Genomic DNA, 23,476 nt, shown 5'->3' with positions numbered 1-23,476 from the left:
AGGGGACAGATAACGCTCCTCCCAGGCCTGAGTAGAGCGTTATCTGTCCCCTACTTGGGCCGGACGGCGCTAGGTGAGGAGCAGGGCCACGGCGATCATCGCGGGCACCGCCACGATCGTCGTGATGAGCACAGTGTCCTTTGCTACTGTGATGCCGGCGCGGTAGCGGGTGGCTGCCACGAACACGTTCTGGGCCGTAGGGAGCGCCGCCGTCACCACCACGGCGAATAAGGCGTGACCATCCATCCCTAAGGCAAAGCGGGCAAACACATAGGCGATGGATGGGTGCACGAACAGCTTGAACCCGCTGGCCAGCAGTGTGTCCAGGCGTCGTCCCGCGTCCTTCTGCAAAGGCCGTGATCCGTTCAGGCTCATGCCGAACGCCATCAACATGGCGGGAATCGCGGCGCCGCCAATCAAGTGGATCGGCTCCAGAATGAGCGCGGGCACCTGAAATCCCTTTCCTGCCACCAGAAGTCCAAGTCCCGAGCCCACGATCATCGGGTTCTTCACAATCATGAGCAGGAACCGCAGGGGAGTGGTGCGGTGGGTACTCGTGCTGGCGTCCAGGGCCATCAGGTACAGGGGCGTGAAGAACGCGAGCTGGAAAATCAGCAGCGGCGCCACGTAGCTTGCGTCACCCAGCACAAAGACCGCAATCGGGATGCCCAGGTTCGCGGAGTTCGCCAGTGAGGCACTCATTGATGACATCAGGGCTTCGGGCAGAGTGCGCTTGAGCCAGAATTTCACGATCAGGAAGAACAGCAGGCCCGTGATGATGGCACCCACTGCGGTGACCAGCAGCGGGGCGGCAAACACCTCGTGGAACTTCGCCTTGCTCAGGGTTTCGAACAGCAACGCCGGGCTTGCGACGAAGAATGTCAACGAGCTCAGGACCGTGCGCGCATTCTCACCCAGGATCCCGCGGCGCCCAACGAACATGCCCACCAGGATGATGGCCCACACCACGAAGAACCCGGACAGGACGCCGATCATGAGGGCGTGCTGGCGGGGAGGTGTTGGGTCACGAACAACAGCCTAGCCACATCGCCGCGCTGAGTAAGCGTTTTCTGGCGAGAGTTCCGTCATACGGACACCAAAGCGCGACGTCGGCACTCACATGGGTTCCGACGTCGAGGTTGGCTTTTGGCCGGGTTAGCTCATGTGCGCGGCGTTGCTCAGCGCGTGGGGCGGACGCATCAGCCCGGGTGTGTGGCCCTCCGCGGGGTCGTTTCCAAGCTGCAGGATCTTATTGTCCTTGCTGACATGGACGACCCTGGGTTCGTAAGCGCGCGCCTCCTCGGTGGTCATCTCGGCATAGGTGATGAGGATGACGACATCCCCTACATGAACCTGGTGGGCGGCAGCACCGTTGATCCCGATGACGCCGGAACCGCGCTCGCCGGCGATCGTGTAGGTCTCCAGCCGGGCGCCATTGGTCACGTCAACGATGGAGACGAGTTCGCCCGGAAGGATGTCAGCCGCGTCCAGCAGGTCAAGGTCGACAGTGACCGAACCGACGTAGTGAAGATCGGCATGGGTCACCGTTGCGCGGTGGATCTTGGACTTGAACATTGTGCGGATCATAATGCGATCAGTTTAGCGCGGCACCCTCATCCAGCGCTGTGACGTACCAGACGTTCGGCGGGCGTCGGCGGCGTTGCTTGCAGACTGGTAGAGATTCACAAGATTCACAACATTCATAGACATTCACAGGAGCTGGACAAGGAAGCGGCCCCAAAACACCCTGTTTCGGGTGTTTCGGGGCTGCCATCAGTTCAAAACAGGTCAGGAAGGTACGGCACTGACCGTCTGGGCCGGCTCGTAGCGTTCGAGGTTCGTCCCAGCCGCTACCAGGGCGCGCAATTCAGGCAGCCCACCTTCCACCACACCGGCAGCGCGCGCCTGAACCAGGACGTTGCCCAGTGCAGTCGCCTCAACAGGTCCGGCAACCACCGGCTTGCCCGTGGCGTCAGCCGTTAGTTGGCACAGGAGCCGGTTCTGCGAACCACCGCCCACAATGTGAACCACGTCCACACTGCGGCCCGCGAGCCGTTCAGCGTCCGCCAGCGTGCGGGCGTACCCGGCCGCGAGGCTGTCCATGATGCAACGCACGACGGCGGCAGGCCGGTCCGCGAGCACGGCGCCTGTGTTCCGCACGGCTGCGCGGATGCGGTCCGGCATGTTGTCCGGGGCCGTAAAGGCCGGGTCATCGGCGTTGATTCGTGGGCCGCCGCTGGGGAGAGCCGAGGCTGCGTCCAGCAGTGACGTCAACGATTGGTTGAAACCTTGTGCCGCCCAAGCACGTTGGCACTCACTGAGCAGCCAGAGCCCGCCGACATTCCGCAGGTACCGGATTGTTCCGTCCACACCGCGCTCGTTAGTGAAGTTGGCCTTGCGGCTTGCCTCGCTCAACACTGGGCTGTCCAACTCCACGCCCACCAAGGACCACGTTCCCGAGGAGATGTAGGCGAAGTCCTTTTGCTCGGCGGGCACGGCGGCCACGGCCGAAGCCGTGTCGTGCGATCCAACCGCAACCACCCTGGTGTCCGCGGGCAATCCCGTCTTTTCGAGGATGCCCGGCAGGAGGGTGCCCACGGTTTCGCCCGGCTGAATGAGGGGAGGGAAGATATCTTTCGGCAGGCCGAGTGCATCCAGGAACTGTGTGGCCCACTCTCCCGCAACAGCATCAAAGAGCCCTGTAGTGGAGGCGTTTGTGGCCTCCGTCCGGCGCTCTCCCGTGAGCAGGAAAGCGATCAGGTCCGGGATGAGGAGAGCCTGGCGCCCTTCCAGGGTGGGCTCGCACGCCAGCTGGTACAGCGTGTTGAACTGCAGGTATTGCAAACCCGTTGTGGCATACAACTTCTCCGGGGAGATCGCGGCATGCACACGTTCCACAGTCGCGCGGCTGCGCTCGTCCCGGTAGCTGTACGGCTGCGCGGTGAGTTCGCCGGCGTCGTTCACCAGGCCGTAGTCCACAGCCCAGGTGTCGATGCCGATGCTCACGATGCGCTCGCCATTCCCACGCGCAACGGCAGCGGCGGCCGTCAAGCCCTTGAGTACCTCCGCGAACAGGGCGTCGAAGTCCCAGCGGAGGCCGCCGTCGAGCTCCACCACTCCGTTAGGGAAGCGGTGGATCGTCTCGAGCGACACGCCGGATTCAGGCGAGACGCGGCCCAGCATGACGCGGCCGGAGGAGGCGCCAATATCGACTGCTGCGAAGACTGGCCTCGCAGGTGAACCGTTGCTCATGCTTGGCCTTATCGCAGGAATGCGGCAGCCACGCCCGCGTCAACGGGGATGTGCAGCCCGGTGGTGTGGGACAGTTCGTTGCTGGTGAGCACGGAGGCTGCGTTGGCGACGTGTTCCGGCAGCACCTCCCGCTTGAGCAGCGTGCGCTGGGCGTAGTACTTGCCCAGTTCCTGCTCGTCCACGCCGTACACAGCTGCGCGCTTGGCGCCCCAGCCGCCAGCGAAGATGCCCGAGCCGCGGACCACGCCGTCAGGGTTGATGCCGTTGACGCGCACGCCGTACTCGCCCAGTTCAGCGGCGAGTAGACGGACCTGATGGGCTTGATCGGCCTTGGTGGCGGAGTAGGCGATGTTGTTGGGCCCGGCGAACACGGAGTTTTTGGACGAGATGTAGATGATGTCCCCGCCCATGCCCTGATCGATCATGACCTTGGCCGCGGCCTTGGAGACCAGGAACGAGCCCTTGGCCATGACGTTGTGCTGCAGGTCCCAGTCCTTCTCGGTGGTTTCCAGAAGTGGTTTGGAGATGGACAGGCCGGCGTTGTTGACCACCAGGTCCAGGCCACCGAATGCGAGAACGGCCTCCTGGATCGCTGCTGCGATCTGGGCTTCGTCCGTCACGTCGGCCTGGACGCCGATGGCGACGTCGGGTCCGCCCAGTTCCGCGGCGACGGCCTGGGCGTTCTCAAGGTTCAGGTCGGCAATCACGACGCACGCGCCGTCGGACGCCAAGCGAGTGGCGATCGCCTTGCCAATACCCGACGCCGCGCCTGTCACCAGTGCGATGCGGGTGGCATGGGACTTGGGCTTTGGCATGCGGGCGAGCTTGGCTTCTTCCAAGGCCCAGTACTCGATGCGGAATTTCTCGGATTCCTCGATCGGCGCGTAGGTGGAGATGGCCTCGGCGCCACGCATCACGTTGATGGCGTTGATGTAGAACTCCCCGGCCACGCGGGCGGTTTGCTTGTCCTTGCCGAAGGAGAACATGCCGACGCCTGGGATCAGCACGATGGCCGGGTCCGCGCCGCGCAATGCCGGGCTATCGGCGTCTGCATGCCGGTCGTAGTACGCCTGGTAGTCCTCGCGGTAGTCCGCGTGCAGGTCCTTCAAACGGTTGGCGGAATCCTCGATCGAAGCATCGGCGGGCAGGTCCAGGACCAGTGGCTTGACCTTGGTGCGCAGGAAATGGTCAGGGCAGGAGGTGCCCAGAGCGCCCAGGCGGGGGTGCTCTTCCGAGGCAAGGAATTCAAGAACGACGGCGTCATCACTGAAGTGCCCCAGTTGCGGCTTGTCCGTGGAGGCCAGGCCGCGGATTACCGGGGCGAGGGCGGCTGCCTTGGCTTTACGCTCAGCTTCGGGGAGGGCGCCGTAGCCGGGGAGCTTGGCGCCGAAGGGCTCGGCCTTGCCGTTCTCCGCGATGAACTTTTCTGCCTGGTCGATGATCCACAGCGAGTTGGCCTCAGCCTCTTCACTCGTGGCGCCCCACGCAGTGATGCCGTGGCCACCCAGGATGGTGCCGATGGCCTGGGGGTTGGCTTCCTTGATCGCGGCGATGTCCAGGCCGAGCTGGAAACCGGGGCGGCGCCACGGAACCCATACGACCTTGTCGCCGAACACCTTCGAGGTCAGCGCTTCGCCGTCCACCGCCGTCGCAATCGCGATGCCCGAATCGGGGTGCAGGTGGTCAACATGCGCAGCGTCCACCAGGCCGTGCATGGCAGTATCGATCGACGGCGCAGCGCCGCCCTTGCCGTGGAGGCAGTAATCAAAGGCGGCCACCATTTCGTCTTCACGCTCGACGCCGGGGTAAACGGACTTCAGTGCCTGCAGCCGGTCCAGCCGGAGTACAGCGAGGTTCTCCGCCTTCAGCGTGCCGAGGTCGCCACCGGAGCCCTTGACCCAGAGGAGCTCGACGTCCTGGCCAGTGACCGGGTCCTTCTCGATCCCCTTGGCGGAGGTGTTGCCGCCGGCGAAGTTGGTGTTCCGCTTGTCCGCGCCGAGGCGGTTGGAGCGGGAAATCAGGTCTTCAACAGTCTTGTTGGTGGTCATGCTTTATGCGCCCCATCCGGCTTGCTGGCCGCCAGCGCGGTCCTCGTTGATTTTCTTCTGGTAGCCGCTGGCCTTGTAGGCAGCGATCGGGTCGGCGGGCAGGCCGCGGGATTCACGCCACTCGGCCAGGACCGGGCGGACGTCGGTGTAGAAGGCATCGTTGAAGATGCCGTTCGCGGCCAGAACATCCCCGGCACGCTGGGCCTCGGACAATGCTGCGGTATCCACGAGCAGTGCGCGGGCCGTCATTTCCTGGACGTTCAGGACCGAGCGGATCTGGCCCGGGATCTTCTCTTCCAGGTTGTGGCATTGGTCCAGCATCAGGGCAACGCCTGAATCTTTCCGGAAGCCGCCACCGCGGATCACCTCGTACATGATGCGGAACAGCTGGAACGGATCGGCTGCGCCCACAATGAGGTCGTCGTCTGCGTAGAAGCGGGAGTTGAAGTCGAACGAGCCGAGCTTGCCCAGCCGCAGAAGCTGCATGACGATGAACTCGATGTTGGTACCTGGCGCGTGGTGGCCGGTGTCCAAGCAGACGAAGGCCTTCTCGCCAAGGGCAAGGGTCTGCGCGTAGGAAGTGCCCCAGTCCGGAACATCTGTGTGATAGAAAGCCGGCTCGAAGAACTTGTACTCCAGGACCAGCCGTTGCTCGTCGCCCAGACCTGCGTAGATCTCCTGGAGGGATTCCGCGAGGCGGTCCTGACGGCCGCGTATATCGTCCTGGCCGGGGTAGTTGGTGCCATCGGCCAACCAGATCTTCAGGTCCTTGGATCCCGTGGCGTCCATGATCTGGATGCACTCAAGGTGGTGGTCGATCGCGCGGCGGCGCACGGACTCGTTGGACGAGGTCAGGGAACCGAATTTGTACTCGTCATCCTGGAAGGTGTTGGAGTTGATGGTGCCCAGGCCAACACCCAAGCCTGCAGCGTACTCGCGCAGCGCGGAGTAGTCGTCAACCTTGTCCCACGGAATGTGCAGCGCGACTGTAGGCGCCAGGCCCGTCAGCTCGTGGACCTTGGCGGCGTCGGCGATCTTTTCCTGGACCGTGCGCGGCGTACCCGGGGTGCCGAAAACCTTGAACCGGGTCCCCGAATTTCCGTAGGCCCAGGACGGCACTTCGATGGCCAGTTCTCCCAAGCGGCCCAAGGCCGACTCTGTGGCGGCCGACTCTGTGGTGTTCATGCTTGTTCCTTCTGCTGGGTTGCGGCGGTGCTGGCCTTGGCCAGTTGATCCTCAAGATTGAAAACTTCTTCGACGATTTCGAATCCCTGGTCCGGAGGCAGCTCGCTGTTCGAGAACAGGGTTGCCATCTCGGCCTGCCAGCGGGCGTTGACGTCCGTTATGGCCATCTGGGCTTGGGCGGCTTGGTAGTCATCGCATTCGAGGTATCCGATCAACTGGCCATCGGGAGCCAGGAAGAGGGAGTAGTTGTTCCATCCCGCGTCCTTGAGGGCGTGCAGCATTTCCGGCCAAACGGCTGCATGCCGGCGCTTGTATTCGTCCATCAGCTCGGGCTGGACGGAAGAGCGGAAACAGACCCTCATGTGCGGTTCTCCAGGTCACTCGTCTTTGAATCGTTTCATTTGTTACGATTCAAATTACCCTCGTGAGAAGGAGGGTGTCAAGGCGTTTCCTGCAAATCGATGACAACCAGCGGAGATTGGAAAGCATGTCCCAGACAGCGAGCATCAAAGACGTTGCCACCCACGCACAAGTAGCCGTGGGAACTGTTTCCAACGTGCTGAATTATCCGGACCGCGTATCGCAAAGGACCAAGGAGCGCGTCCTCAAATCCATCGCCGAACTCGGTTTCGTCCGCAACGACGCCGCCCGTCAACTCAGGGCAGGGCAGAGCCGGACTATCGGACTGATCGTGCTGGATGTGGGCAACCCGTTCTTCTCCTCGGTTGCCCGTGCCGCGGAAGATGCAGCCACAGCCTTGGGTAGCGTGGTGTTGGTAGGGGACAGCGGCCAGGACGCTTCCCGGGAGGCGCATTATATGGACCTGTTCCAGGAACAGCGTGTCCAGGGCCTGCTGATCTCGCCTGTAGGGGACGTCGGGGATCGGATCGATACGCTGCGTGAACGCGGCGTGCCAACTGTCCTGGTGGACCAACTCGCCGACACCGAGCGGTGCAGCTCAGTCTCCGTGGATGACGAAGAAGGCGGATATCTTGCCGCCCGGCACCTGCTGGACACGGGCCGGCGTCGTCTGGCTTTTGTTGGCGCCCCATCAATTCGCCAGGTAGCCCACCGACTCAACGGCGCACAGCGGGCCGTCTCGGAAGTAGCAGGGGCGACCATCGAGGTCCTGGACTCCGCTGGGCAGACCGTCCTAGCCGGACGCCAAGTGGGCAACGATTTGGTGGAGCGGGCGCCAGCCGAAAGGCCGGAAGCCGTGTTCTGTTCCAACGACCTCCTGGCGCTCGGCGTCATGCAGTCGCTGACCATGCTCCGGACCGTTCGTATCCCGGAAGACATCGCCCTCATCGGCTACGACGACATCGACTTCGCCGTCTCCGCCGTCGTGCCCTTGTCCTCCATCCGCCAGCCAACGGAGGCCTTGGGCCGCACGGCGATCGAGTTGCTGGCGGAGGAGCAGGACAGCGGCGGAACCAAACACCGGGCCGTGGTGTTCACGCCGGAGCTCGTGGTGCGTCAAAGCACGGCCGGCGTACCCAAGTAGGTCGCAGCAGTGCGCGTTTTGAACGGTCAAAACGCGCACTAATGCTACTTAGTTGGGTAACTACAGCGCGTAGATGCTCCACGCAGCGGTGTGCTCAGCGCCGGGTTCCAACCGGATCAGGTCCGTGCCACTGTTGAACGCGTCTGGCGGGCAGGTCATTGGCTCTACGGCCAAGCCCAGCCGATTCGGAAGTGGTTCCGGCTTGTCTGCCGTATGGATCTGCAGCCATGGGCAGCTTTCGTCCCAGGACATCCCGACGCCGGTGCCCGCCGGGTCGCGCAGCGAAAGCCGCGCCAGCCCGCCGTCGAACCCTGTTCCTGTGAACGCATGGTCGATCTCAGTGGTGCCAATGGCCCGCGGGGTCCGGAAATCGAAAGCGTGGCCCTCAACTCCCACAACACGAACCGGCAGCAGCCTGTCAGGGGTGACCTCAAGGAAGCTATCCGCAGCAAAATCGAGGACCCACTGATCCAGCGGCGAAGAACCGGCCACCAGATACGGGTGTGGGCACACTCCGTACGGTGCTGGAGCGTCGGCTACGTTCAAGGCAGTTAGCCGCGTGTGCAGCCCGGCGTCGTCCACCACGTACCGAGCCGAGAGCTCCAGTACGAACAGATATCCCGGTGTAGGCCCAACGGTGCAGGTCAACGTGAGTGAACCTCCGTCGGACTCTTTCAGTTCCCAATCCAGCGGGAAGGCGAGACCGTGCAAGGATGTGCCCCGGTCCGGTTCGTTGACGGGCAAGTGGTGCACCGTGCCATCGAAGCGGTAGGCGCCGTCGGCGATCCGGTTGGGCCAGGGCGCCGCGATAATTCCCCGGTAGTCCGGAATCGGGCCACCCTCCGGGAACGGGACAACGAGGTCGCGGCCCTGGAACTGTAAGACACGCAGCGCCGCGGCCCGGGCTGTGATGACAGCCCGGTAGCCGCCGGACTGCAGCGTGAATTCGGTGCTCACAGGCCGCCGGCCAGCTTGTAGTAGGCGGCGTTCCAGTTCAGTTCCTTCTTGAACTGTTTGATGGTGGTGTCCTCGTCGATGGTCAGGAGTTCGGTCTTGGCGATTTCGGCGAAGTCCTCGAACACCTCCAGGCCCACCTGCGTGGAGAGCACCGTGTGGTGGGCGGCGCCGGCAGTGAGCCAGGCTGCGGCCGACGTAGCGAAGTTGGGCTTGGGCTCCCACAGTGCGCGGGCCACCGGGAGGTTGGGCAGAGGCTGGTCGAGATCGACGACGTCCACTACGTTCGCTACCAAGCGGAACCGATCGCGCATATCGGACAATGCGACCACGATGCCGGGGCCGGCGTCCGTATCGAACACCATGCGTACGGGGTCTTCCTTGCCGCCGATGCCCAGCGGGTGGATCTCCACGCGCGGCTTCTTGGCAGTCAGCGAGGGGCAAACCTCCAGCATGTGCGCGCCCAGGATCTTCTCCGAGCCTGGCTGGAGGTGGTACGTGTAGTCCTCCATGAGCGAGGCGCCGCCGGGCAGCCCCGCGCCCATCACCTTGGCGGCGCGGACCAGGATGGCGGTCTTCCAGTCGCCCTCGGCGCCAAAGCCGTAGCCGTCAGCCATGAGCCGCTGGACTGCCATGCCGGGGAGCTGGCGGAGTTCGCCGAGGTCCTCGAACGACGTCGTAAACGCGGCTGAGCCGTTCGCCTCCAGGAAGCTGCGGAGACCGAGTTCGATCTTCGCGCTGTAGCGCAGCGACTCGTGGCGTGCGCCATCTTTTTGCAGTTCGGGAACCACCTCGTAGAGGCGCTCATACTCGGCAACCAAGGCATCGACGTCGGACTCCGCAGCGCCGTGAACGGCATCGGCGAGCTCGTTCACTGACCAAGTGTTGACCGAGACGCCGAAGCGCAGCTCGGCTTCGGTCTTGTCGCCTTCGGTGACGGCGACGTTGCGCATGTTGTCACCGAAACGGGTCAGCTTCAGTGTCCGCACAGCGGCCCAACCTGCCGAGGCGCGCTGCCAAGCGCCCACCTGGCGGGCGATCTCAGGATTGCTGACATGCCCGACGACGGTCTTCCGTGGCACGCCGAGGCGCGACTGGATATACCCGAATTCGCGGTCCCCGTGGGCTGCCTGGTTCAGGTTCATGAAGTCGAAGTCGATATCGGCCCACGGCAGGTCACGGTTGGCCTGGGTGTGCAGATGCAGGAGCGGCTTGCGCAGGGCGTCCAGGCCCTGGATCCACATCTTGGCCGGGCTGAACGTGTGCATCCAGGCGGTCACGCCGATCACGGAGTCGTTCGAGTTTGCTTCCAGCGCAGTGCGGCGGATGGCGTCGGAATCCGTGAGGACCGGCTTCCACACGAGTTTGACCGGCACGTCCGAGGAATCGTTGAGGGCGTTGGCAATCTCCTGCGATTGCGAGGCGACCTGCTTGAGGACATCTTCGCCGTAGAGGTGCTGGCTTCCGGTGAGGAACCAGACCTCGTACTGATCAAGGGACGTGGTGTTGGCGCTGGGCATTTTCATGGCTCCTGAAAGTGTTGAGACGTCCGCTTTAGCGGCCGTAGACGTTTTGGTAGCGGTTGTAGAGCGAGTCGATCTTGGCCTGGTCAATGGGCAGGGGTTCGCCGAGTTGGCGGGAGACGTGCACGGTCTTTGCCACTTCCTCGCACATCACGGCTGCCTTCACCGCGGACCTGGCGTCCTTGCCGATCGTGAAAGGTCCGTGGTTCTGCATGAGCACGGCGGGGGAGTGGGAGTTCTTGAGGGTCTCCACGATTCCCTGTCCGATCGAGTCGTCTCCGATCAGCGCGAACGGGCCTACCGGGATCGGGCCACCGAATTCGTCGCCCATCATTGTCAGCACGCAGGGGATCTCTTCACCGCGGGCGGCCCAGGCCGTGGCATAGGTGGAGTGCGTGTGCACCACACCGCCAACCTCGGGCATGTGCCGATAGACGTAGGCATGTGCTGCAGTGTCAGAGGACGGCGAGAGGTCCGGGTTGCCCCAGTCAACGGTTCCTCCGCTTCCGATGTTGATGCCCCTGACGGGAGTTCCGTAGAGGTCCGTGACCACCATTTGCTCGGGCGTCAGCTCGTCATAGGAGACACCGGAGGGCTTGATGACCATGAGATCGTAGCCAGGGATCCGTCCGGAGACGTTGCCCGCAGTCCAGACAACCAGCTTGTAGCGGGTCAGCTCAGCGTGGAGGTCGCAGACTTCGCGCCGGACTTTCGCGATGGTTTCCAAGAGCGTGCTCATGCGTTGATCCCTTCTGTGATGGCGGTGTGGGCAGCGCGCTGAATTGCCTTCAGGCGATGCATGACGCTGTTGGTCCCGCGGCCGAAGTAGTCGTGCAGGGTGCGGTATTCCTGGAAAAGTGCTTCGTAGGCCCTGACATTTTCAGGGATCGGCGTGTAGACGGCACCCGGGGCAGCTGCCATGGATGCTGCCGCTTCGCGGATGTCCTTGTACTTCCCGGCAGCTACGGCGGCGTGGATTGCCGAGCCGAGGGCGGGCCCCTGCTCCGAGCCGATCGTGGAGAGCTGCAGGCCAGTGATGTCTGCGTAGACCTGCATCAGGAACTTGTTCTTCAACAGTCCGCCAGCCACGATGAACTCCTTGACCGGTACGCCAGAGTCACGGAATGCATCCACGATGGTGCGGGTGCCGAAGGCCGTGGCCTCCAGCAGCGCACGGTAAGTGTCCTCGGGCTTTGTGGCCAGGGTCTGGCCCACTACGACGCCGGACAGTTCGTGATCCACCAGCACTGAGCGGTTGCCTGAGTGCCAGTCCAGGGCAATCAGGCCGTGCTCGCCAATTGCCTGCTTCTCTGCGAGTTCGGTGAGGTATTCGTGGATGCCCAGGCCTTTGGCGGCTGCAGCTTGGTGGTAGTGAGGGGGGACGCCGTTCTTGGTGAACCAGCCGAAGATGTCGCCAACCCCGGACTGTCCGGCTTCATAGCCCCACAATCCGTCCACGATGCCGCCATCCACGACGCCGCACATGCCCGGGACTTCACGCAGGACGTCACCGTTCATGACGTGGCATGTGGACGTTCCCATGATCGCCACGAGTTGCCCGGGCTCAACAGCGTTGGCTGCGGGCGCGGAGACGTGGGCGTCCACGTTGCCCACGGCTACAGCAATTCCCGCAGGCAAGCCGGTCCAGGCCGCAGCTTCTTCCGTCAGGTAGCCCGCGGCGTCGCCCAGGCGGCCAATCGTGTGCTCCAGTTTTTCCGAAACGAAGCCCTTGAACTCCGGGTTCAGCGCGGCGAGGAAATCCTCCGACGGGTACTTGCCGTCCTGGTAGATGCCCTTGTAGCCAGCGGTGCAGGCATTCCGAACGTAGCTGCCGCACAGCTGCCAGACGATCCAGTCGGCCGCCTCGACCCAATGGTCCATGGCGCCGTAAACTTCGGGATCTTCCTCGAGCAGCTGCAGTCCCTTGGCGAACTCCCACTCTGAAGAGATCAGGCCGCCATACCGGGGAAGCCAGGCCTCCCCGCGTTCCTCGGCGAGCGTGTTAATGCGGTCGGCCTGGGGCTGTGCGGCGTGGTGACGCCACAGCTTCACGTAAGCGTGAGGACGGTCCGCGAATCGTTCCAGTTCGTTCAGCGGAGTGCCGTCCGCCGTCGTCGGAACCATGGTGCAGGCGGTGAAGTCAGTGGCGATGCCCACCACATGAGCGGGGTTGACGCCGGCATCGGCGACGGCGGCTGGTACTGCGTTGCGCAGGACGTCGCGGTAGTCGTTGGGCACTTGGAGCGCCCAGTCGGCGGGCAGCCGCTGGCCGGTAGCGGGCAGTCGGTCGGACACGACGGCGTGCGGGTATTCGAACACGCCACTGCCGAGTTCGGCACCGTCCGAGACGCGCACAACGACGGCGCGACCAGACAAAGTGCCATAGTCCACGCCGATGACGAACTGCTCGTCGAGCGGGAGGTTTTCAGTGGTATTCATGAGGTCTCCATCCGGCTGGCCAAGGCCTCATTGCCGGGGGTCGGGGTGGAAGAAATGAAGAAGGTCTGATGCAATTGTTAGCGCTCACAACTTTGATGTCAAGAGGATGCGCGTCATGTGGGACTGTTTCAGACACTCCGACCCAAGTTGGTAGCAGATCAGCGCGTTTTGAACGTCCAGAACGCGCTCTGCTGCGACCTACTTGGGTTTAGTTAGCGAGCCGCGCCGTCGTGGACCGGACGACCAGCCGGGGCTTCACCGTCACTGGCGTACCCGTGCTGCCGGTCTCCAAGCGATCAAGCAGCAAGCCGATGCAGCGCTGGCCGAGTTCTTCAAAGTCCTGGGCCACGGTAGTCAGCGGCGGGATGAAGTAAGCGGCTTCGGGTTGATCGTCGAAGCCCACAACACTGATATCGGAGGGGACCTGGACACCGGCTTCATGGAACGCCCGGAGCACCCCGAGGGCCATCTGGTCGTTGGCCACAAACAACGCCGTCATGGAACGTTCGGCGGCTATTTTCAGGCCCTCGCGATAACCGCACTCAGCACTCCAGTCGCCTTCGATCAGGGCCGCTGGTTCCAATCCGGCCTCACGCAGGGCGTCCCGCCAACCCTCGGTGCGGGCAACGGCGTCAATCCAATCAGCGGGTCCGGAAAGATGCCCAATGTGCTTGTGCCCCAGCTCAAGGAGGTGCTGGACGGCCAGACGGGCTCCCTCGCGCTGGTCCACAGTGGCGCCGCTGAGGTGCTCGTCGCCGAGAGAGCCCACTGCCACAAGGGGCACTTGAGCGGTGATGTCCTTGAGGACTTCAAAGGTCCCGGGATGCGGCACTGTGACAACTATGCCGTCCACGCCTTGGTCCATGAAATGCGCCATGGCGTCCTTGATGGTCTCTGGCGTGACGTCCCGCAAGCCCGCGACACTGACAAAATAGCCCGCTTCCCTGGCCGCCTGCTGCACTCCGAGGAGGGTGTGGGACGGGCCGTACTGAGCCAACTCGCTTCCCAGGACGCCGATGGTCTGGGAGCGTCGGGTTACCAGGCTGCGTGCAGCAGTGTTGCGGCGGTACCCAAGTTCAGTGATGGCCTGTTCAACGCGCTCGCGCGTCTTTGGGCTCACATTGGGATGGTTGTTCAGAACACGCGACACAGTTTGATGGGAAACGCCGGCAACGCGGGCGACGTCTTCCATCACAGGCGGCCTGCTTGGTGCGGATTGTTCAGTGCTCACCCTGTCACGATAGAGCACCTGCGGGGTGATCAGCCCACAGCTGCCTTGGCGGCGTAATGGCGGTACCTCGTCAGGAACTCGGGCGTCCCGGAGGTCTTCGACTCAGCAACCTCGATTCCTTCAAGTGGCCAATCAGGCAGCCTTCCCGTGAGGACGCCGGCTGCTTGCCGTGCAGCACCATCTGCAACGTATTCGCCCGGAGCGGGTACGAACACCGGCAATCCGAACACATCAGCGGCAACCTGCTGCACAGCTTCGGACTGGGCGCCGCCGCCCACAAGGATGATGCGTCGGGCCGCCACGCCTTGCGCTTGCAGAGCAGCAAGGCCATCGGCCAGGGAGCACAACACACCCTCGACGGCGGCCCTGGCCAAGTTGGCGGGCGTGTAGTTGGAAACTGTGAGCCCATGGAGTGAACCTGTGGCGTCCGGAAGATTCGGCGTCCGTTCGCCTTCAAAGTATGGCACCAGGGTCAGACCGCCGGCCCCTTCCTCGGCGGACAGGGCCAGCTTGCCGAGTTCCGGCAAATTCACGCCAAGCAGTGCGGCAGTGGCATCGAATATGCGGGTGGCGTTGAGCGTACAGGCAAGCGGCAGATAGTTCCCCGTGGCATCGGCAAAACCTGCCACCAGCCCGCTCGCGTCCTGGGAAGGGACGTCCGAGACAGCGAAGACAGTTCCGGACGTTCCGATCGAGATAACAACATCCCCGACGGCGGCGCTGACTCCCAGCCCCGCTGCGGCGTTATCGCCTGCGCCTGGCCCGATCAAGGCACCGTTCGGCATCTTTCCGGCAGCATCTAAAGGCCCGACGACGGCCGGCAGCACCGGGACATGGCCGAGCGTGCTTTTCAAGACTTCCGGCAAGTATTCCCCCGTCTCGGAGGAGAAGTAGCCGGTACCGGAAGCGTCGGAACGATCAGTCCGGAGCAACTCCAGAGATGACGGCCCGGTGCCCGGCCCATGACCGGCCAAACGCCAGGACAGCCAGTCGTGCGGGAGGCAAACGGCCGCAGTGCGTCGGGCATTCTCGGGTTCGTTTCGAGCCAGCCACCGTAGTTTGGTGGCCGTCAGCGATGCCACCGGTACAGTCCCCGTGCTGGCGGCCCAATATGCGGCTCCCGCCGCGGGATCACCTTCGCCGGCTTCCAGGATCAGCTCTTCCGCGTCCAGTGCGGACCGGGTGTCATTCCACAGCAGTGCTGGGCGGACCACGTTTCCTGATTCGTCCAGGCACACCATTCCATGCTGCTGGCCACCCACCGAGACAGCATCGACGTCGTCCAAGCCGCCCGCCTGGCTGATGGCTTCCTGAAGGGCAGTCCACCAGTGATCTGGATGGACCTCGGTGCCCTCGGGATGCGAAGCGCGGCCCTGCCGCACCAGGGCGCCAGTGTCTGAGTCCCTGATGACCACTTTGCAGGACTGGGTGGAGCTGTCGATCCCGGCGACGAGAGGCATGCGATTTGTTCCTTTGGGGACTTGTTCCGGTACGGACCGTCGCCGGGGCTGGCAGCCCCGAAATGAAGCAATCCTGGTGACCCCGGCGACGGTAATGCGAATGGCTGATTTTTCCTGGAGGCTGATGCCTTTAGCGCGCGCCCAGAAGGTGCTCAATGGCCAGCTGGTTGAGGCGGACGAAGGCGAACGAGCGCTCGGCGGTCTTGTCGGCGTCGAACGTGTCGAAGGCGCTGGCGTCAGCCAGCAGGTCCGCAGTGGTTTCGCCAGCGTTCAACGTGGGCTCGCCGAGCTCGAACACGCCCGAGGTAGTGAGCGCTTCCTGGACCTCAGGATCGGCGCGGAAAGCGAGGGCGCGTTCCTTCAAGAGCAAGTACATGGACATGTTCGACTTTGCCGATTCCCACACGCCGTCGTAGCCGTCGGTGCGGGAGGGCTTGTAGTCGAAGTGACGCGGGCCGTCATACTTGGGTCCGCCGTTGGGGAAGCCATTCTCCAGGAGGTCCACGGTGAAGAAGGCGCTGGTGAGGTCGCCATGGCCGAAGACGAGGTCTTGGTCGTACTTGATCCCACGCTGGCCGTTGAGGTCGATGTGGAAAAGCTTGCCGGCCCAGAGGGCTTGGGCAATGCCGTGGGTGAAGTTCAGGCCCGCCATTTGCTCGTGGCCGGTCTCGGGGTTGAGGCCCACAATGTCGCCGTGTTCCAGCTGCGCGATGAACGCAAGGCCGTGACCAACCGTCGGCAGGAAGATATCGCCGCGGGGCTCGTTTGGCTTGGGTTCCAAGGCAATCCGAAGGCCGTAGCCCTTCTCTTTGATGTATCCGGCGGCGGTGTCCACGCCTTCCTTCATCCGGTCCAAAGCCGCGGAGAGATCCTTGGAGCCGTCGTACTCGCTGCCTTCGCGGCCGCCCCACATCACGAACGTCTCGGCGCCGAGTTCAGCGGCGAGGTCGATGTTGCGCAGGATCTTGCTCAAGGCAAAGCGTCGGACGGAGCGGTCGTTGGAGGTAAATCCGCCGTCCTTGAAGACGGGGTGGCTGAACAGGTTGGTGGTAACCATCGGAACCTTGAGGCCCGTTTCGGCCAATGCGCCCTTGAAGTTCTTCAGGGTGAGGTCACGCTCGGATGCGCTGGCGTCAAAGGGGACAAGGTCATTGTCGTGGAAAGTGATGCCGTAAGCGCCGAGTTCACTGAGCTTGTGAACGGCCTCAATCGGGTCCAGGGCTGCCCGGGTTGCAACGCCGAAGGGATCGGCGCCTGTCCATCCCACGGTCCAAAGGCCAAACGTGAAACGGTCCTGGGGAGTTGGCTGCGGGGTCATTGTTGCTCCTTTGCAAGGCGGCGAGGAGGCCATGGATGAAAAGCACTCCAATTAGTTTTCAATCTGAACTATATGGGGGATGATGGATCATGGTCAATGGAAACCGGCAAAAATCTTTCAACCCCGTGAGGAGGCTGCGAGAGTGAATGAGCAAGCTGCCCCCGGGCGCGTAGGCGACGTCCGCCGTCGTAATCTTTCGCTTGTCCTGGATTCGATCGCCCGCAACGGCGATGCCAAGCCCAGCCGCGCCCAGGTGGCTGCTGGAACAGGGCTGACCAAGGCCGCAGTATCGAGCTTGGTGGCTGATCTGGTGGAGTCAGGCCTCGTCTCCGAGGTTGGCCTGTATCGCGATGGGGAGCGGGGCCGGCCAGGTCAGGGCCTCGAGCTCAGCTCCCGCCGAGGCGTTGTAGGAATGGAAATCAACGTCGACTATCTGGCCGTGGGCTTGGTGGACCTCGGCGGAAACTTGCGCTTCAGTTCCGCAGTGGAGTCCCGCAACCGGGGGCTCAAGCCGGGCGCGGTCATGGAGCATCTGGGTGAACTCGCCGATCAGGCCAAAGCGGCAGCCGCTGCTGAAGGCATCACGATCCTGGGTGGCGGACTTGCAGTCCCCGGCCTGGTTGATGAGCAGCGCAACATCGTCCTGTCCGCTCCAAACCTCCACTGGGAGCACGAGCAATTGAATCCGCAGGCGTTGCTGGAAGACGCGCCGCTCGGTGTCAGGCTGTCCAACGAGGCAAACAGTGCTGCCCTTGGTGAGCTTTGGTACGGCGACGGTCCAGCAGACTTCCTCTACGTTTCCGGCGAGGTTGGCGTTGGCGGCGGGGTCATTATCGGTTCGGAGCTCTACACGGGACCTGGCGGTTCAGCTGGAGAGTTGGGCCACATCGTGGTGCATCCCGAAGGGCCAACATGTTCCTGTGGAGGGGCTGGCTGCCTGGAAACATTCGCTGGACAGGAAGCCATTTTTGAGGCTGCGCGTATCCCGGAGGGGTCCCTTGGCCAGCGAACGGAACTCCTGCTCGCGGCTCTGGCCGCCAATGAGCCCTTTGCAACACGTGCAGTGCGCGACGCCGGGAGGTACTTGGGCGTCGCACTCGCCTCTTCTGCGCGTCTGATGGACATCGAAGCTGTAGTGCTGGGCGGCCACTTTGCAGTGCTCGCCGATTGGCTGAGGCCTGCGGTGCTATCAAGTTTGGAAAGGTACGCGCCCGGGCTCCTGGAGCCTGAAAACCTGACAGTTTCCCGCTTGGAGCACTCCGGGACGCTGCTGGGGGCCGCGGGCCAAGTGATCCGCACTGTCATTGAGTCACCGTTCGAATTCCTTGTGGCGGGCAAACCCGCGTAGGGCATCTTTTCGCTGGGGTGTGGGTTTTCGCAGGTTCCCGGCACTTGGTTCTTCCATGCGAATCATCAGTATGCTTACTATTAAGTGGTCAGTTTGTTCGCGCATGCTCAACCCACGAACAGGTGTCCCATGACTACTCAGAATTCAGCACACACCAGCACAGCGAAGGCGGGCAACGCTCCCGCCCCTGACGACGACCGTAAGCCGGACAGTCTCAACGACCTCGTCAAACCCACTTGGATGTATATCGCAAAACGGACACTGCGGGAGTTCAACAAGGATCAATGTCCTGATGCCGCTGCCGGCCTTACCTACTATGCAGTGCTTTCCCTTTTCCCGGCGCTTTTGGCGTTGGTTTCCCTCATCGGGATCTTTGGCGACGCCGGGAAAACCACCACGGCATTGCTGGACATCGTGCAGCAGTTCGCTCCAGGGCCTGGTGTTGACGCCATGCGGCAGCCCATCGAGGAGCTGACACGCTCCAACGCGGCAGGTTTTGCACTGGCCCTCGGCATCTTGGTGGCGTTGTGGTCTGCCTCCGGTTACACCACGGCCTTCAGCAGGGCGATGAACCGCGTGTACGAAGTGGATGAAGGCCGTGGCTTCGTCAAACTGCGCGGCACGATGCTTGCCGTTACCATCGTTGCGCTTGTGGGCGCGGCATTGGCCGCCGCGATGCTCGTCCTCAGCGGACCAGTGGCTAAGGCTATCGGTAAGGCAATCGGAATGTCCGACACGATCCTGACCGTGTGGAACATTGCCAAATGGCCGGTCCTGATCCTGCTGGTGGTCATTGTCATCGCCGTGCTCTACTACTTCACCCCAAACGTCAAGCAGCCCAAGTTCCGTTGGATCAGCCCGGGGTCCCTCATCGCCCTGGTGATATTTGCCCTGGCATCGTTGGGCTTTGCCTTTTACGTTGGGAACTTCAGCAATTACAACAAGACGTATGGAACGCTGGCAGGCGTCATCATCATGCTGCTGTGGCTCTGGATCCTTAATATGTCGCTGCTTTTTGGTGCAGAATTCGACGCCGAAATGGAACGCGGGCGCGAATTGCAGGGAGGGATTGAAGCTGAAGAGACAATCCAACTTCCGCCCCGGGGTACCAAGCGCAGCGACAAGCAGCAGAAACAGGAAGAGGAGATTATCCGCCGCGGGCAGGAACTTCGGGAAAACTACGATGACGAAACACGCACCAACGAATCACAGGAACGCACAGCCGATGCCGAAGACAAGAAGTGAACCTCGCGTCAACGGGACCGGCACCAACCGGAAGCTCAAGAGCGTCCGAGACGGCGACCGTGTGGAAATCCACGGTGAGGTTTTCCGTGTCAGCTCCGTCCAGCCGGAGGAGGGAACCCGTAACATCCGGCTGGAGTTAGAAGCCAACGACGGCGGCACTCTCACCTTGATCGGTGTTCCACGCGCCCAGGTCCACGTGCCCGCCAACGTGTAGCCGGACTCAGGATCCCGCTCGGATTACGCCCCTGCAGTAAAGCCCTGATCGGCGTCATCCCACCAGCCCTCCCAGGCGCTGGAGGACAGGCGCTCAAAAGCGAAGGTGGCAGCAGGCGTCGTTTCTTCAGGGGAATCGCCCGAGGACCCGCTGTGGCTACTGCTGGCGTCGAGGAAAAAGTTGAGTGTCTTCAAGAGCATCATGGTGGTGTCCTTTCAGTGGTTTCTTGGACTTCTTTGTCCAGGTGAAACCAGCGTAGGTGGCCATTGTTTCCTCTCATCGACGCAATGTTTCAGCTATGTACCACTTATCTAACATGGGCATTCCGGGCCTTGCTGCTGAAACAAACAGGGCGTGACAAAAGCGAGCGCCTGCCGTGACCGGGCAGGGGCTCGCTTGCTTGGGGGCGGTCCTCCCGCGGAGCTTAGGGCATCTGCGGGAGGACCACGTTTTAGGCGTACGGCAGAACGAGTTCCGCGTAGCGCTGCTTCATGGTTTCCAGGACGGTATCGCCATCGGCATCCCAGATTTCCTGATTGAAGATCTCAACCTCGATATCGCCCGTATATCCGGCGTCGCGCACCCAGGTGCCGATGGTAGCGAAGTCAATGACCCCGTCGCCCATCATTCCGCGGGACAGCAGCGCGTCCGAAGCGATCGGCAGGTTGAAATCGCATACCTGGTAGGAGGCAATGCGGTTATGGCGGCCGGCACGTTCGATCTGGGCCTTCAGTTCGGGATCCCACCAGACGTGGAACGTATCGACGGCGACACCCACTGCCTTCGCGTCGTAAGGCGCCGCCAGGTCCAATGCTTGTCCAAGAGTGGAGATGAGGGCGCGGTCTGCCGCATACATCGGGTGCAGCGGTTCCAGCACCAGCCGCACACCGTTCTCGGAAGCGAACGGGACGAGTTCCTCGAGCCTGTCAGCCACGCGCTGGCGTGCCGCGACGACGTCCTTCTCGCCAGGAGCGAGCCCGCCGACCACCAGGAACAGCTCCTGCGTATCCAGCGCTACAGCTTCGCGGACGGCATTGAAGTTGTCGGCCAGGGCCGCAGCTTGGCCTTCGGCATCAGGCGCTGTGAGGAAGCCCCCGCGGCACAGTGACGAAACACGGAGGCCGGCGTCCTTGATGAGCTTGGCCGCCTTGTCCAGTCCGGCTTCCGCTACGCGATCACGCCATGGGCCGATTGCGGGGATGCCCGCGCGCGCACAACCGTCCACAGCTTCGGCAAGAGTCCACTTTTTGGTCGTGGCGCTGTTCAGCGAGAGTCTGGAAAAGTCGCTCATGCGCCCACTCCGTTGATCCGCAGGTAGTCGGACATCCGGAATGCCGCCAATGACGGGTCCTTCAGCAAGCCGGCCTGATCGGCAAGTTCGAAGGTCTTGGCAAGGTGCAGGACGGATCGTCCCGAGTGCAGGCCTCCAACCATCTGGAATCCCGGCTGTTTGCCGTTGAGCCAGGACATGAACGCGATGCCGGTCTTGTAGTAGAACGTCGGTGCGCTGAAGATGTGCTTTCCGAGCTCACGGGTGGAGTCCAGGATCGCGCGCCCTTCTGCACCTTGGCCGGCGTCGTACTTCTGCAAGGCAACCGAAGCGGCAGGGTAAATGGCGGCAAAGATGCCCAGCAGGGCGTCTGAGTGGTGGGTGTCGTCGCCGTCGATCAGCTCCGGGTAATTGAAGTCGTCGCCTGTGTAGAGGCGGACGCCTTCCGGAAGGTTGGCACGGAGGGCGACTTCATGGGAAGCATCCAGCAGCGAAACCTTCACGCCGTCGACCTTGTCCGCGTGCTCGCGGATCAGGCTAAGGAACGTTTCGGTGGCCACAGAGACGTCGTCGGAGCCCCAGTAGCCGGCCAGTGCGGGATCGAACATCGTGCCGAGCCAGTGCAGAATGACGGGCTGGTCAACTTCCTGCAGGAGCGTCGAGTAGACGTGAAGGTAGTCGTCGGCGCCGCTGGCCACCTTTGCCAAGGCACGGGAGGCCATGAGGATGACCTTGGGGCCGGCCTCGCTGACCACGGCGATCTGCTCGCGGTAGGCATCGATAACTGCCTGAATGCCGGCAGCGCCCTCGGGAAGTACAGCGATATCCAGCTGGTCGGTGCCTGCGCCGCAGGAGACGAGGTCGCGGACGGACTTGCCTGCTGTCGCGGCGTTGCCTGCTGCCACTACGGAAGCGGCCTCGGCGCCGGTTCGTTTGATGAGCTGCTGCGTGGCTGCCCAGTCCAGGCCCATGCCGCGCTGCGCGGTGTCCATGGCGTCAGCGACGCCCAATCCGTAGGACCAGAGTTCGTGCCGGTACGCCAGCGTTGCATCCCAGTCGAGCTGGGCCGGGGCACCAGGGGTGTTGTCAGCCGCGACCTCCGGGATGACGTGGGCTGCGGCGTAAGCGCGGCGGGCCGTCAGGGGAGCGCTCGGCTTGACCCAGGCAGTGGCGGGCTGGAGGCGGTACTCGCGGGTGCCGCCGTCGTCGGTAGGAAGAATGAGTGACGTCATTAGAGGGTGATCTCCGGGATGTCGATGGTGCGGCGCTCTGCCGAGGACTGCAGGCCGAGCTCGGCGAGCTGCACGCCGCGGGCTGCGGAGAGCAGGCCGAAGCGGTGCTCGCGGCCAGCGACCACGTCGCGCAGGAATTCTTCCCACTGCAGCTTGAAGCCGTTGTCGAGTTCAGCATTGGCCGGAACTTCCTGCCACTGGCTACGGAAGGACTCGGTGACGGGCAGGTCCGGGTTCCAGACAGGCTTGGGAGTGTGGGCTCGCTGCTGTGCAACGCACTTGTTCAAACCGGCGACGGCGGAACCGTGCGTGCCGTCGATCTGGAACTCAACCAGTTCGTCGCGGTAGACGCGGACGGCCCAGGAGGAGTTGATCTGGCCGATGACGTCGTCGCCGCCAGGGGTTTCGAGTTCGAAGATGCCGTAGGAAGCGTCGTCAGCGGTGGCCTTGTATTCCTTGCCGGCTTCGTCCCAGCGTGCGGGGATGTGCGTGGCGGTCTTGGCGTTGACGCTCTTGACCTTGCCGATAATGCCTTCGAGCACGTAGTTCCAGTGGCAGAACATGTCCGTGGTCATTCCGCCGCCGTCTTCCTTGCGGTAGTTCCAGGACGGACGCTGTGCAGCTTGGACGTCGCCTTCGAAGACCCAGTAGCCGAATTCGCCACGAATGGAGAGGATGCGGCCGAAGAAGCCTTCGTCGACCAGGCGGCGGAGCTTGACCAGACCGGGGAGGTACAGCTTGTCATGCACGACGCCAGCAGTGACGCCGGATTCCTTGCCGATCTGTGCGAGCTCGATTGCTTCTTCGAGAGTCTCAGCCGTGGGCTTTTCGGTGAAGATGTGCTTGCCGGCGCGCATGGCCTTCTTCAAGGTGGCGGCGCGAAGGCTGGTCATGGAGGCGTCAAACACGATGTCCACGGTGGGATCGGCGATGACGGCGTCCAGGTCGGTGGACCATTCGGAGACCTTGTGGAGTTCGGCGAGTTCGCGGATTTTGGCTTCGTTGCGGCCAACGAGGATCGGTTCGACCTGTACCTTGGTGCCGTCTTCGAGCGTGAAGCCACCGGCGTCGCGGATGGGGAGGATGGACCGCAGCAAGTGCTGGCGGTAACCCATACGGCCGGTGATGCCGTTCATGGCAATGCGGATCGTCTTTGTTTCGTAGCCCATGTTTTCTCCAGGTCCTTGTGTGCCGGCCGCTGTGCGTTTCCGGTGTTTGCAATTCGAAGGGTGGGAAAGCGCATTCCCGTTGCT

Annotated in this window: 21 protein-coding genes; 4 read left to right on the top strand and 17 right to left on the bottom strand. The window is 62.9% G+C overall.

The window, feature by feature from the left end; all coding sequences use genetic code 11:
* Positions 1 to 69 precede the first annotated feature (69 nt).
* The 6 genes from AB4Y87_RS20420 to AB4Y87_RS20395 form a co-directional block, all read right to left on the bottom strand.
* Entirely contained in the window at positions 70 to 996 is a 927-nt protein-coding gene (locus AB4Y87_RS20420; protein WP_442006105.1) for an AEC family transporter, read from the bottom strand.
* A gap of 159 nt (positions 997 to 1,155) precedes the next feature.
* Positions 1,156 to 1,587 (bottom strand): aspartate 1-decarboxylase, encoded by a 432-nt coding sequence (gene panD, locus AB4Y87_RS20415; protein WP_431116915.1) that lies wholly within the window; start codon positions 1,585 to 1,587, stop codon positions 1,156 to 1,158.
* Positions 1,588 to 1,788: 201 nt separating this feature from the next.
* On the bottom strand, positions 1,789 to 3,252 hold the full coding sequence (locus tag AB4Y87_RS20410; protein ID WP_442006104.1) for a rhamnulokinase: 1,464 nt from the start codon (positions 3,250 to 3,252) through the stop codon (positions 1,789 to 1,791).
* Between the two features lie 8 nt (positions 3,253 to 3,260).
* The gene (locus AB4Y87_RS20405; RefSeq protein ID WP_442006103.1) at positions 3,261 to 5,300 is read right to left on the bottom strand and encodes a bifunctional aldolase/short-chain dehydrogenase; all 2,040 of its coding nucleotides are present in this window, start codon (positions 5,298 to 5,300) and stop codon (positions 3,261 to 3,263) included.
* 3 nt (positions 5,301 to 5,303) lie between these two features.
* On the bottom strand, positions 5,304 to 6,485 hold the full coding sequence (gene rhaI / locus AB4Y87_RS20400) for an L-rhamnose isomerase (RefSeq protein WP_442006102.1): 1,182 nt from the start codon (positions 6,483 to 6,485) through the stop codon (positions 5,304 to 5,306).
* Positions 6,482 to 6,847, bottom strand: coding sequence for an L-rhamnose mutarotase (locus AB4Y87_RS20395; protein ID WP_442006101.1), 366 nt, complete (start codon positions 6,845 to 6,847; stop codon positions 6,482 to 6,484). The genes rhaI and AB4Y87_RS20395 overlap by 4 nt, the downstream gene beginning before the upstream one ends.
* 125 nt (positions 6,848 to 6,972) lie before the next feature.
* Between AB4Y87_RS20395 and AB4Y87_RS20390 the strand changes: the two genes are divergently transcribed.
* Positions 6,973 to 7,989 carry a LacI family DNA-binding transcriptional regulator gene (locus AB4Y87_RS20390; protein ID WP_442006100.1) on the top strand — a complete coding sequence of 339 codons (1,017 nt, stop codon included), beginning with the start codon at positions 6,973 to 6,975 and terminating at the stop codon, positions 7,987 to 7,989.
* A 60-nt stretch (positions 7,990 to 8,049) separates the two neighbouring features.
* Here AB4Y87_RS20390 and AB4Y87_RS20385 read toward each other — a convergent pair whose 3' ends face one another.
* The 7 genes from AB4Y87_RS20385 to xylA all read right to left on the bottom strand — a co-directional run bounded on the left by AB4Y87_RS20385 (position 8,050) and on the right by xylA (position 16,914).
* Positions 8,050 to 8,946, bottom strand: coding sequence for an aldose 1-epimerase family protein (locus AB4Y87_RS20385; protein ID WP_442006099.1), 897 nt, complete (start codon positions 8,944 to 8,946; stop codon positions 8,050 to 8,052).
* Positions 8,943 to 10,463, bottom strand: a complete 1,521-nt coding sequence (araA, locus tag AB4Y87_RS20380; protein ID WP_442006098.1) for an L-arabinose isomerase — start codon at positions 10,461 to 10,463, stop codon at positions 8,943 to 8,945. Before araA ends, AB4Y87_RS20385 begins: the two co-directional genes overlap by 4 nt.
* Positions 10,464 to 10,497: 34 nt before the next feature.
* The gene (locus tag AB4Y87_RS20375; protein WP_224089380.1) at positions 10,498 to 11,205 is read right to left on the bottom strand and encodes an L-ribulose-5-phosphate 4-epimerase; all 708 of its coding nucleotides are present in this window, start codon (positions 11,203 to 11,205) and stop codon (positions 10,498 to 10,500) included.
* Complete coding sequence (araB, locus tag AB4Y87_RS20370; RefSeq protein ID WP_442006097.1) at positions 11,202 to 12,905, bottom strand: ribulokinase; 1,704 nt, start codon at positions 12,903 to 12,905, stop codon at positions 11,202 to 11,204. Before araB ends, AB4Y87_RS20375 begins: the two co-directional genes overlap by 4 nt.
* A gap of 208 nt (positions 12,906 to 13,113) precedes the next feature.
* Positions 13,114 to 14,097: a LacI family DNA-binding transcriptional regulator gene (locus AB4Y87_RS20365; protein WP_442006129.1), complete on the bottom strand. Its 984-nt coding sequence runs from the start codon at positions 14,095 to 14,097 to the stop codon at positions 13,114 to 13,116.
* Between the two features lie 68 nt (positions 14,098 to 14,165).
* Positions 14,166 to 15,596, bottom strand: coding sequence for a xylulokinase (gene xylB, locus AB4Y87_RS20360; RefSeq protein ID WP_442006096.1), 1,431 nt, complete (start codon positions 15,594 to 15,596; stop codon positions 14,166 to 14,168).
* A 130-nt stretch (positions 15,597 to 15,726) separates the two neighbouring features.
* The gene (xylA, locus tag AB4Y87_RS20355; protein ID WP_442006095.1) at positions 15,727 to 16,914 is read right to left on the bottom strand and encodes a xylose isomerase; all 1,188 of its coding nucleotides are present in this window, start codon (positions 16,912 to 16,914) and stop codon (positions 15,727 to 15,729) included.
* Between the two features lie 82 nt (positions 16,915 to 16,996).
* Here xylA and AB4Y87_RS20350 point away from each other — a divergent pair, with 82 nt between their 5' ends.
* From AB4Y87_RS20350 to AB4Y87_RS20340, 3 genes are all read left to right on the top strand, one after another.
* Positions 16,997 to 18,262, top strand: a complete 1,266-nt coding sequence (locus AB4Y87_RS20350) for an ROK family transcriptional regulator (protein ID WP_442006128.1) — start codon at positions 16,997 to 16,999, stop codon at positions 18,260 to 18,262.
* Between the two features lie 129 nt (positions 18,263 to 18,391).
* Positions 18,392 to 19,507, top strand: coding sequence for a YihY/virulence factor BrkB family protein (locus AB4Y87_RS20345; protein WP_442006094.1), 1,116 nt, complete (start codon positions 18,392 to 18,394; stop codon positions 19,505 to 19,507).
* Positions 19,488 to 19,721 (top strand): hypothetical protein, encoded by a 234-nt coding sequence (locus AB4Y87_RS20340; RefSeq protein ID WP_442006093.1) that lies wholly within the window; start codon positions 19,488 to 19,490, stop codon positions 19,719 to 19,721. The genes AB4Y87_RS20345 and AB4Y87_RS20340 overlap by 20 nt, the downstream gene beginning before the upstream one ends.
* A 23-nt stretch (positions 19,722 to 19,744) precedes the next feature.
* Here the strand turns inward: AB4Y87_RS20340 and AB4Y87_RS20335 are convergent, their stop codons facing one another.
* The 4 genes from AB4Y87_RS20335 to AB4Y87_RS20320 form a co-directional block, all read right to left on the bottom strand.
* Positions 19,745 to 19,924, bottom strand: coding sequence for a hypothetical protein (locus tag AB4Y87_RS20335; protein ID WP_442006092.1), 180 nt, complete (start codon positions 19,922 to 19,924; stop codon positions 19,745 to 19,747).
* A gap of 248 nt (positions 19,925 to 20,172) precedes the next feature.
* Positions 20,173 to 21,012, bottom strand: a complete 840-nt coding sequence (locus AB4Y87_RS20330; protein WP_442006091.1) for a sugar phosphate isomerase/epimerase family protein — start codon at positions 21,010 to 21,012, stop codon at positions 20,173 to 20,175.
* The gene (locus tag AB4Y87_RS20325) at positions 21,009 to 22,223 is read right to left on the bottom strand and encodes a dihydrodipicolinate synthase family protein (RefSeq protein WP_442006090.1); all 1,215 of its coding nucleotides are present in this window, start codon (positions 22,221 to 22,223) and stop codon (positions 21,009 to 21,011) included. The genes AB4Y87_RS20330 and AB4Y87_RS20325 overlap by 4 nt, the downstream gene beginning before the upstream one ends.
* Positions 22,223 to 23,392, bottom strand: a complete 1,170-nt coding sequence (locus AB4Y87_RS20320; protein ID WP_442006089.1) for a Gfo/Idh/MocA family protein — start codon at positions 23,390 to 23,392, stop codon at positions 22,223 to 22,225. The genes AB4Y87_RS20325 and AB4Y87_RS20320 overlap by 1 nt, the downstream gene beginning before the upstream one ends.
* Between the last annotated feature and the right edge of the window lie 84 nt (positions 23,393 to 23,476).

The sequence above is a fragment of the Paenarthrobacter sp. RAF54_2 genome (genome assembly GCF_052113945.1).
GTDB lineage: Bacteria > Actinomycetota > Actinomycetes > Actinomycetales > Micrococcaceae > Arthrobacter.
The sequence above is the reverse complement of the archived record's forward strand: the minus strand, read 5'-3'. Positions and strand labels throughout refer to the sequence as shown.

Bases quoted from the DNA above. Each gene is read 5' to 3' on its own strand.
- AB4Y87_RS20420 (WP_442006105.1), bottom strand. From the start codon at position 996: ATGATCGGCGTCCTGTCCGGGTTCTTCGTGGTGTGGGCCATCATCCTG.
- panD (WP_431116915.1), bottom strand. From the start codon at position 1,587: ATGATCCGCACAATGTTCAAGTCCAAGATCCACCGCGCAACGGTGACC.
- AB4Y87_RS20410 (WP_442006104.1), bottom strand. From the start codon at position 3,252: ATGAGCAACGGTTCACCTGCGAGGCCAGTCTTCGCAGCAGTCGATATT.
- AB4Y87_RS20405 (WP_442006103.1), bottom strand. From the start codon at position 5,300: ATGACCACCAACAAGACTGTTGAAGACCTGATTTCCCGCTCCAACCGC.
- rhaI (WP_442006102.1), bottom strand. From the start codon at position 6,485: ATGAACACCACAGAGTCGGCCGCCACAGAGTCGGCCTTGGGCCGCTTG.
- AB4Y87_RS20395 (WP_442006101.1), bottom strand. From the start codon at position 6,847: ATGAGGGTCTGTTTCCGCTCTTCCGTCCAGCCCGAGCTGATGGACGAA.
- AB4Y87_RS20390 (WP_442006100.1), top strand. From the start codon at position 6,973: ATGTCCCAGACAGCGAGCATCAAAGACGTTGCCACCCACGCACAAGTA.
- araA (WP_442006098.1), bottom strand. From the start codon at position 10,463: ATGCCCAGCGCCAACACCACGTCCCTTGATCAGTACGAGGTCTGGTTC.
- AB4Y87_RS20375 (WP_224089380.1), bottom strand. From the start codon at position 11,205: ATGAGCACGCTCTTGGAAACCATCGCGAAAGTCCGGCGCGAAGTCTGC.
- araB (WP_442006097.1), bottom strand. From the start codon at position 12,905: ATGAATACCACTGAAAACCTCCCGCTCGACGAGCAGTTCGTCATCGGC.
- AB4Y87_RS20365 (WP_442006129.1), bottom strand. From the start codon at position 14,097: ATGGAAGACGTCGCCCGCGTTGCCGGCGTTTCCCATCAAACTGTGTCG.
- xylB (WP_442006096.1), bottom strand. From the start codon at position 15,596: ATGCCTCTCGTCGCCGGGATCGACAGCTCCACCCAGTCCTGCAAAGTG.
- xylA (WP_442006095.1), bottom strand. From the start codon at position 16,914: ATGACCCCGCAGCCAACTCCCCAGGACCGTTTCACGTTTGGCCTTTGG.
- AB4Y87_RS20350 (WP_442006128.1), top strand. From the start codon at position 16,997: ATGGATCATGGTCAATGGAAACCGGCAAAAATCTTTCAACCCCGTGAG.
- AB4Y87_RS20345 (WP_442006094.1), top strand. From the start codon at position 18,392: ATGACTACTCAGAATTCAGCACACACCAGCACAGCGAAGGCGGGCAAC.
- AB4Y87_RS20340 (WP_442006093.1), top strand. From the start codon at position 19,488: ATGCCGAAGACAAGAAGTGAACCTCGCGTCAACGGGACCGGCACCAAC.
- AB4Y87_RS20335 (WP_442006092.1), bottom strand. From the start codon at position 19,924: ATGATGCTCTTGAAGACACTCAACTTTTTCCTCGACGCCAGCAGTAGC.
- AB4Y87_RS20330 (WP_442006091.1), bottom strand. From the start codon at position 21,012: ATGAGCGACTTTTCCAGACTCTCGCTGAACAGCGCCACGACCAAAAAG.
- AB4Y87_RS20325 (WP_442006090.1), bottom strand. From the start codon at position 22,223: ATGACGTCACTCATTCTTCCTACCGACGACGGCGGCACCCGCGAGTAC.
- AB4Y87_RS20320 (WP_442006089.1), bottom strand. From the start codon at position 23,392: ATGGGCTACGAAACAAAGACGATCCGCATTGCCATGAACGGCATCACC.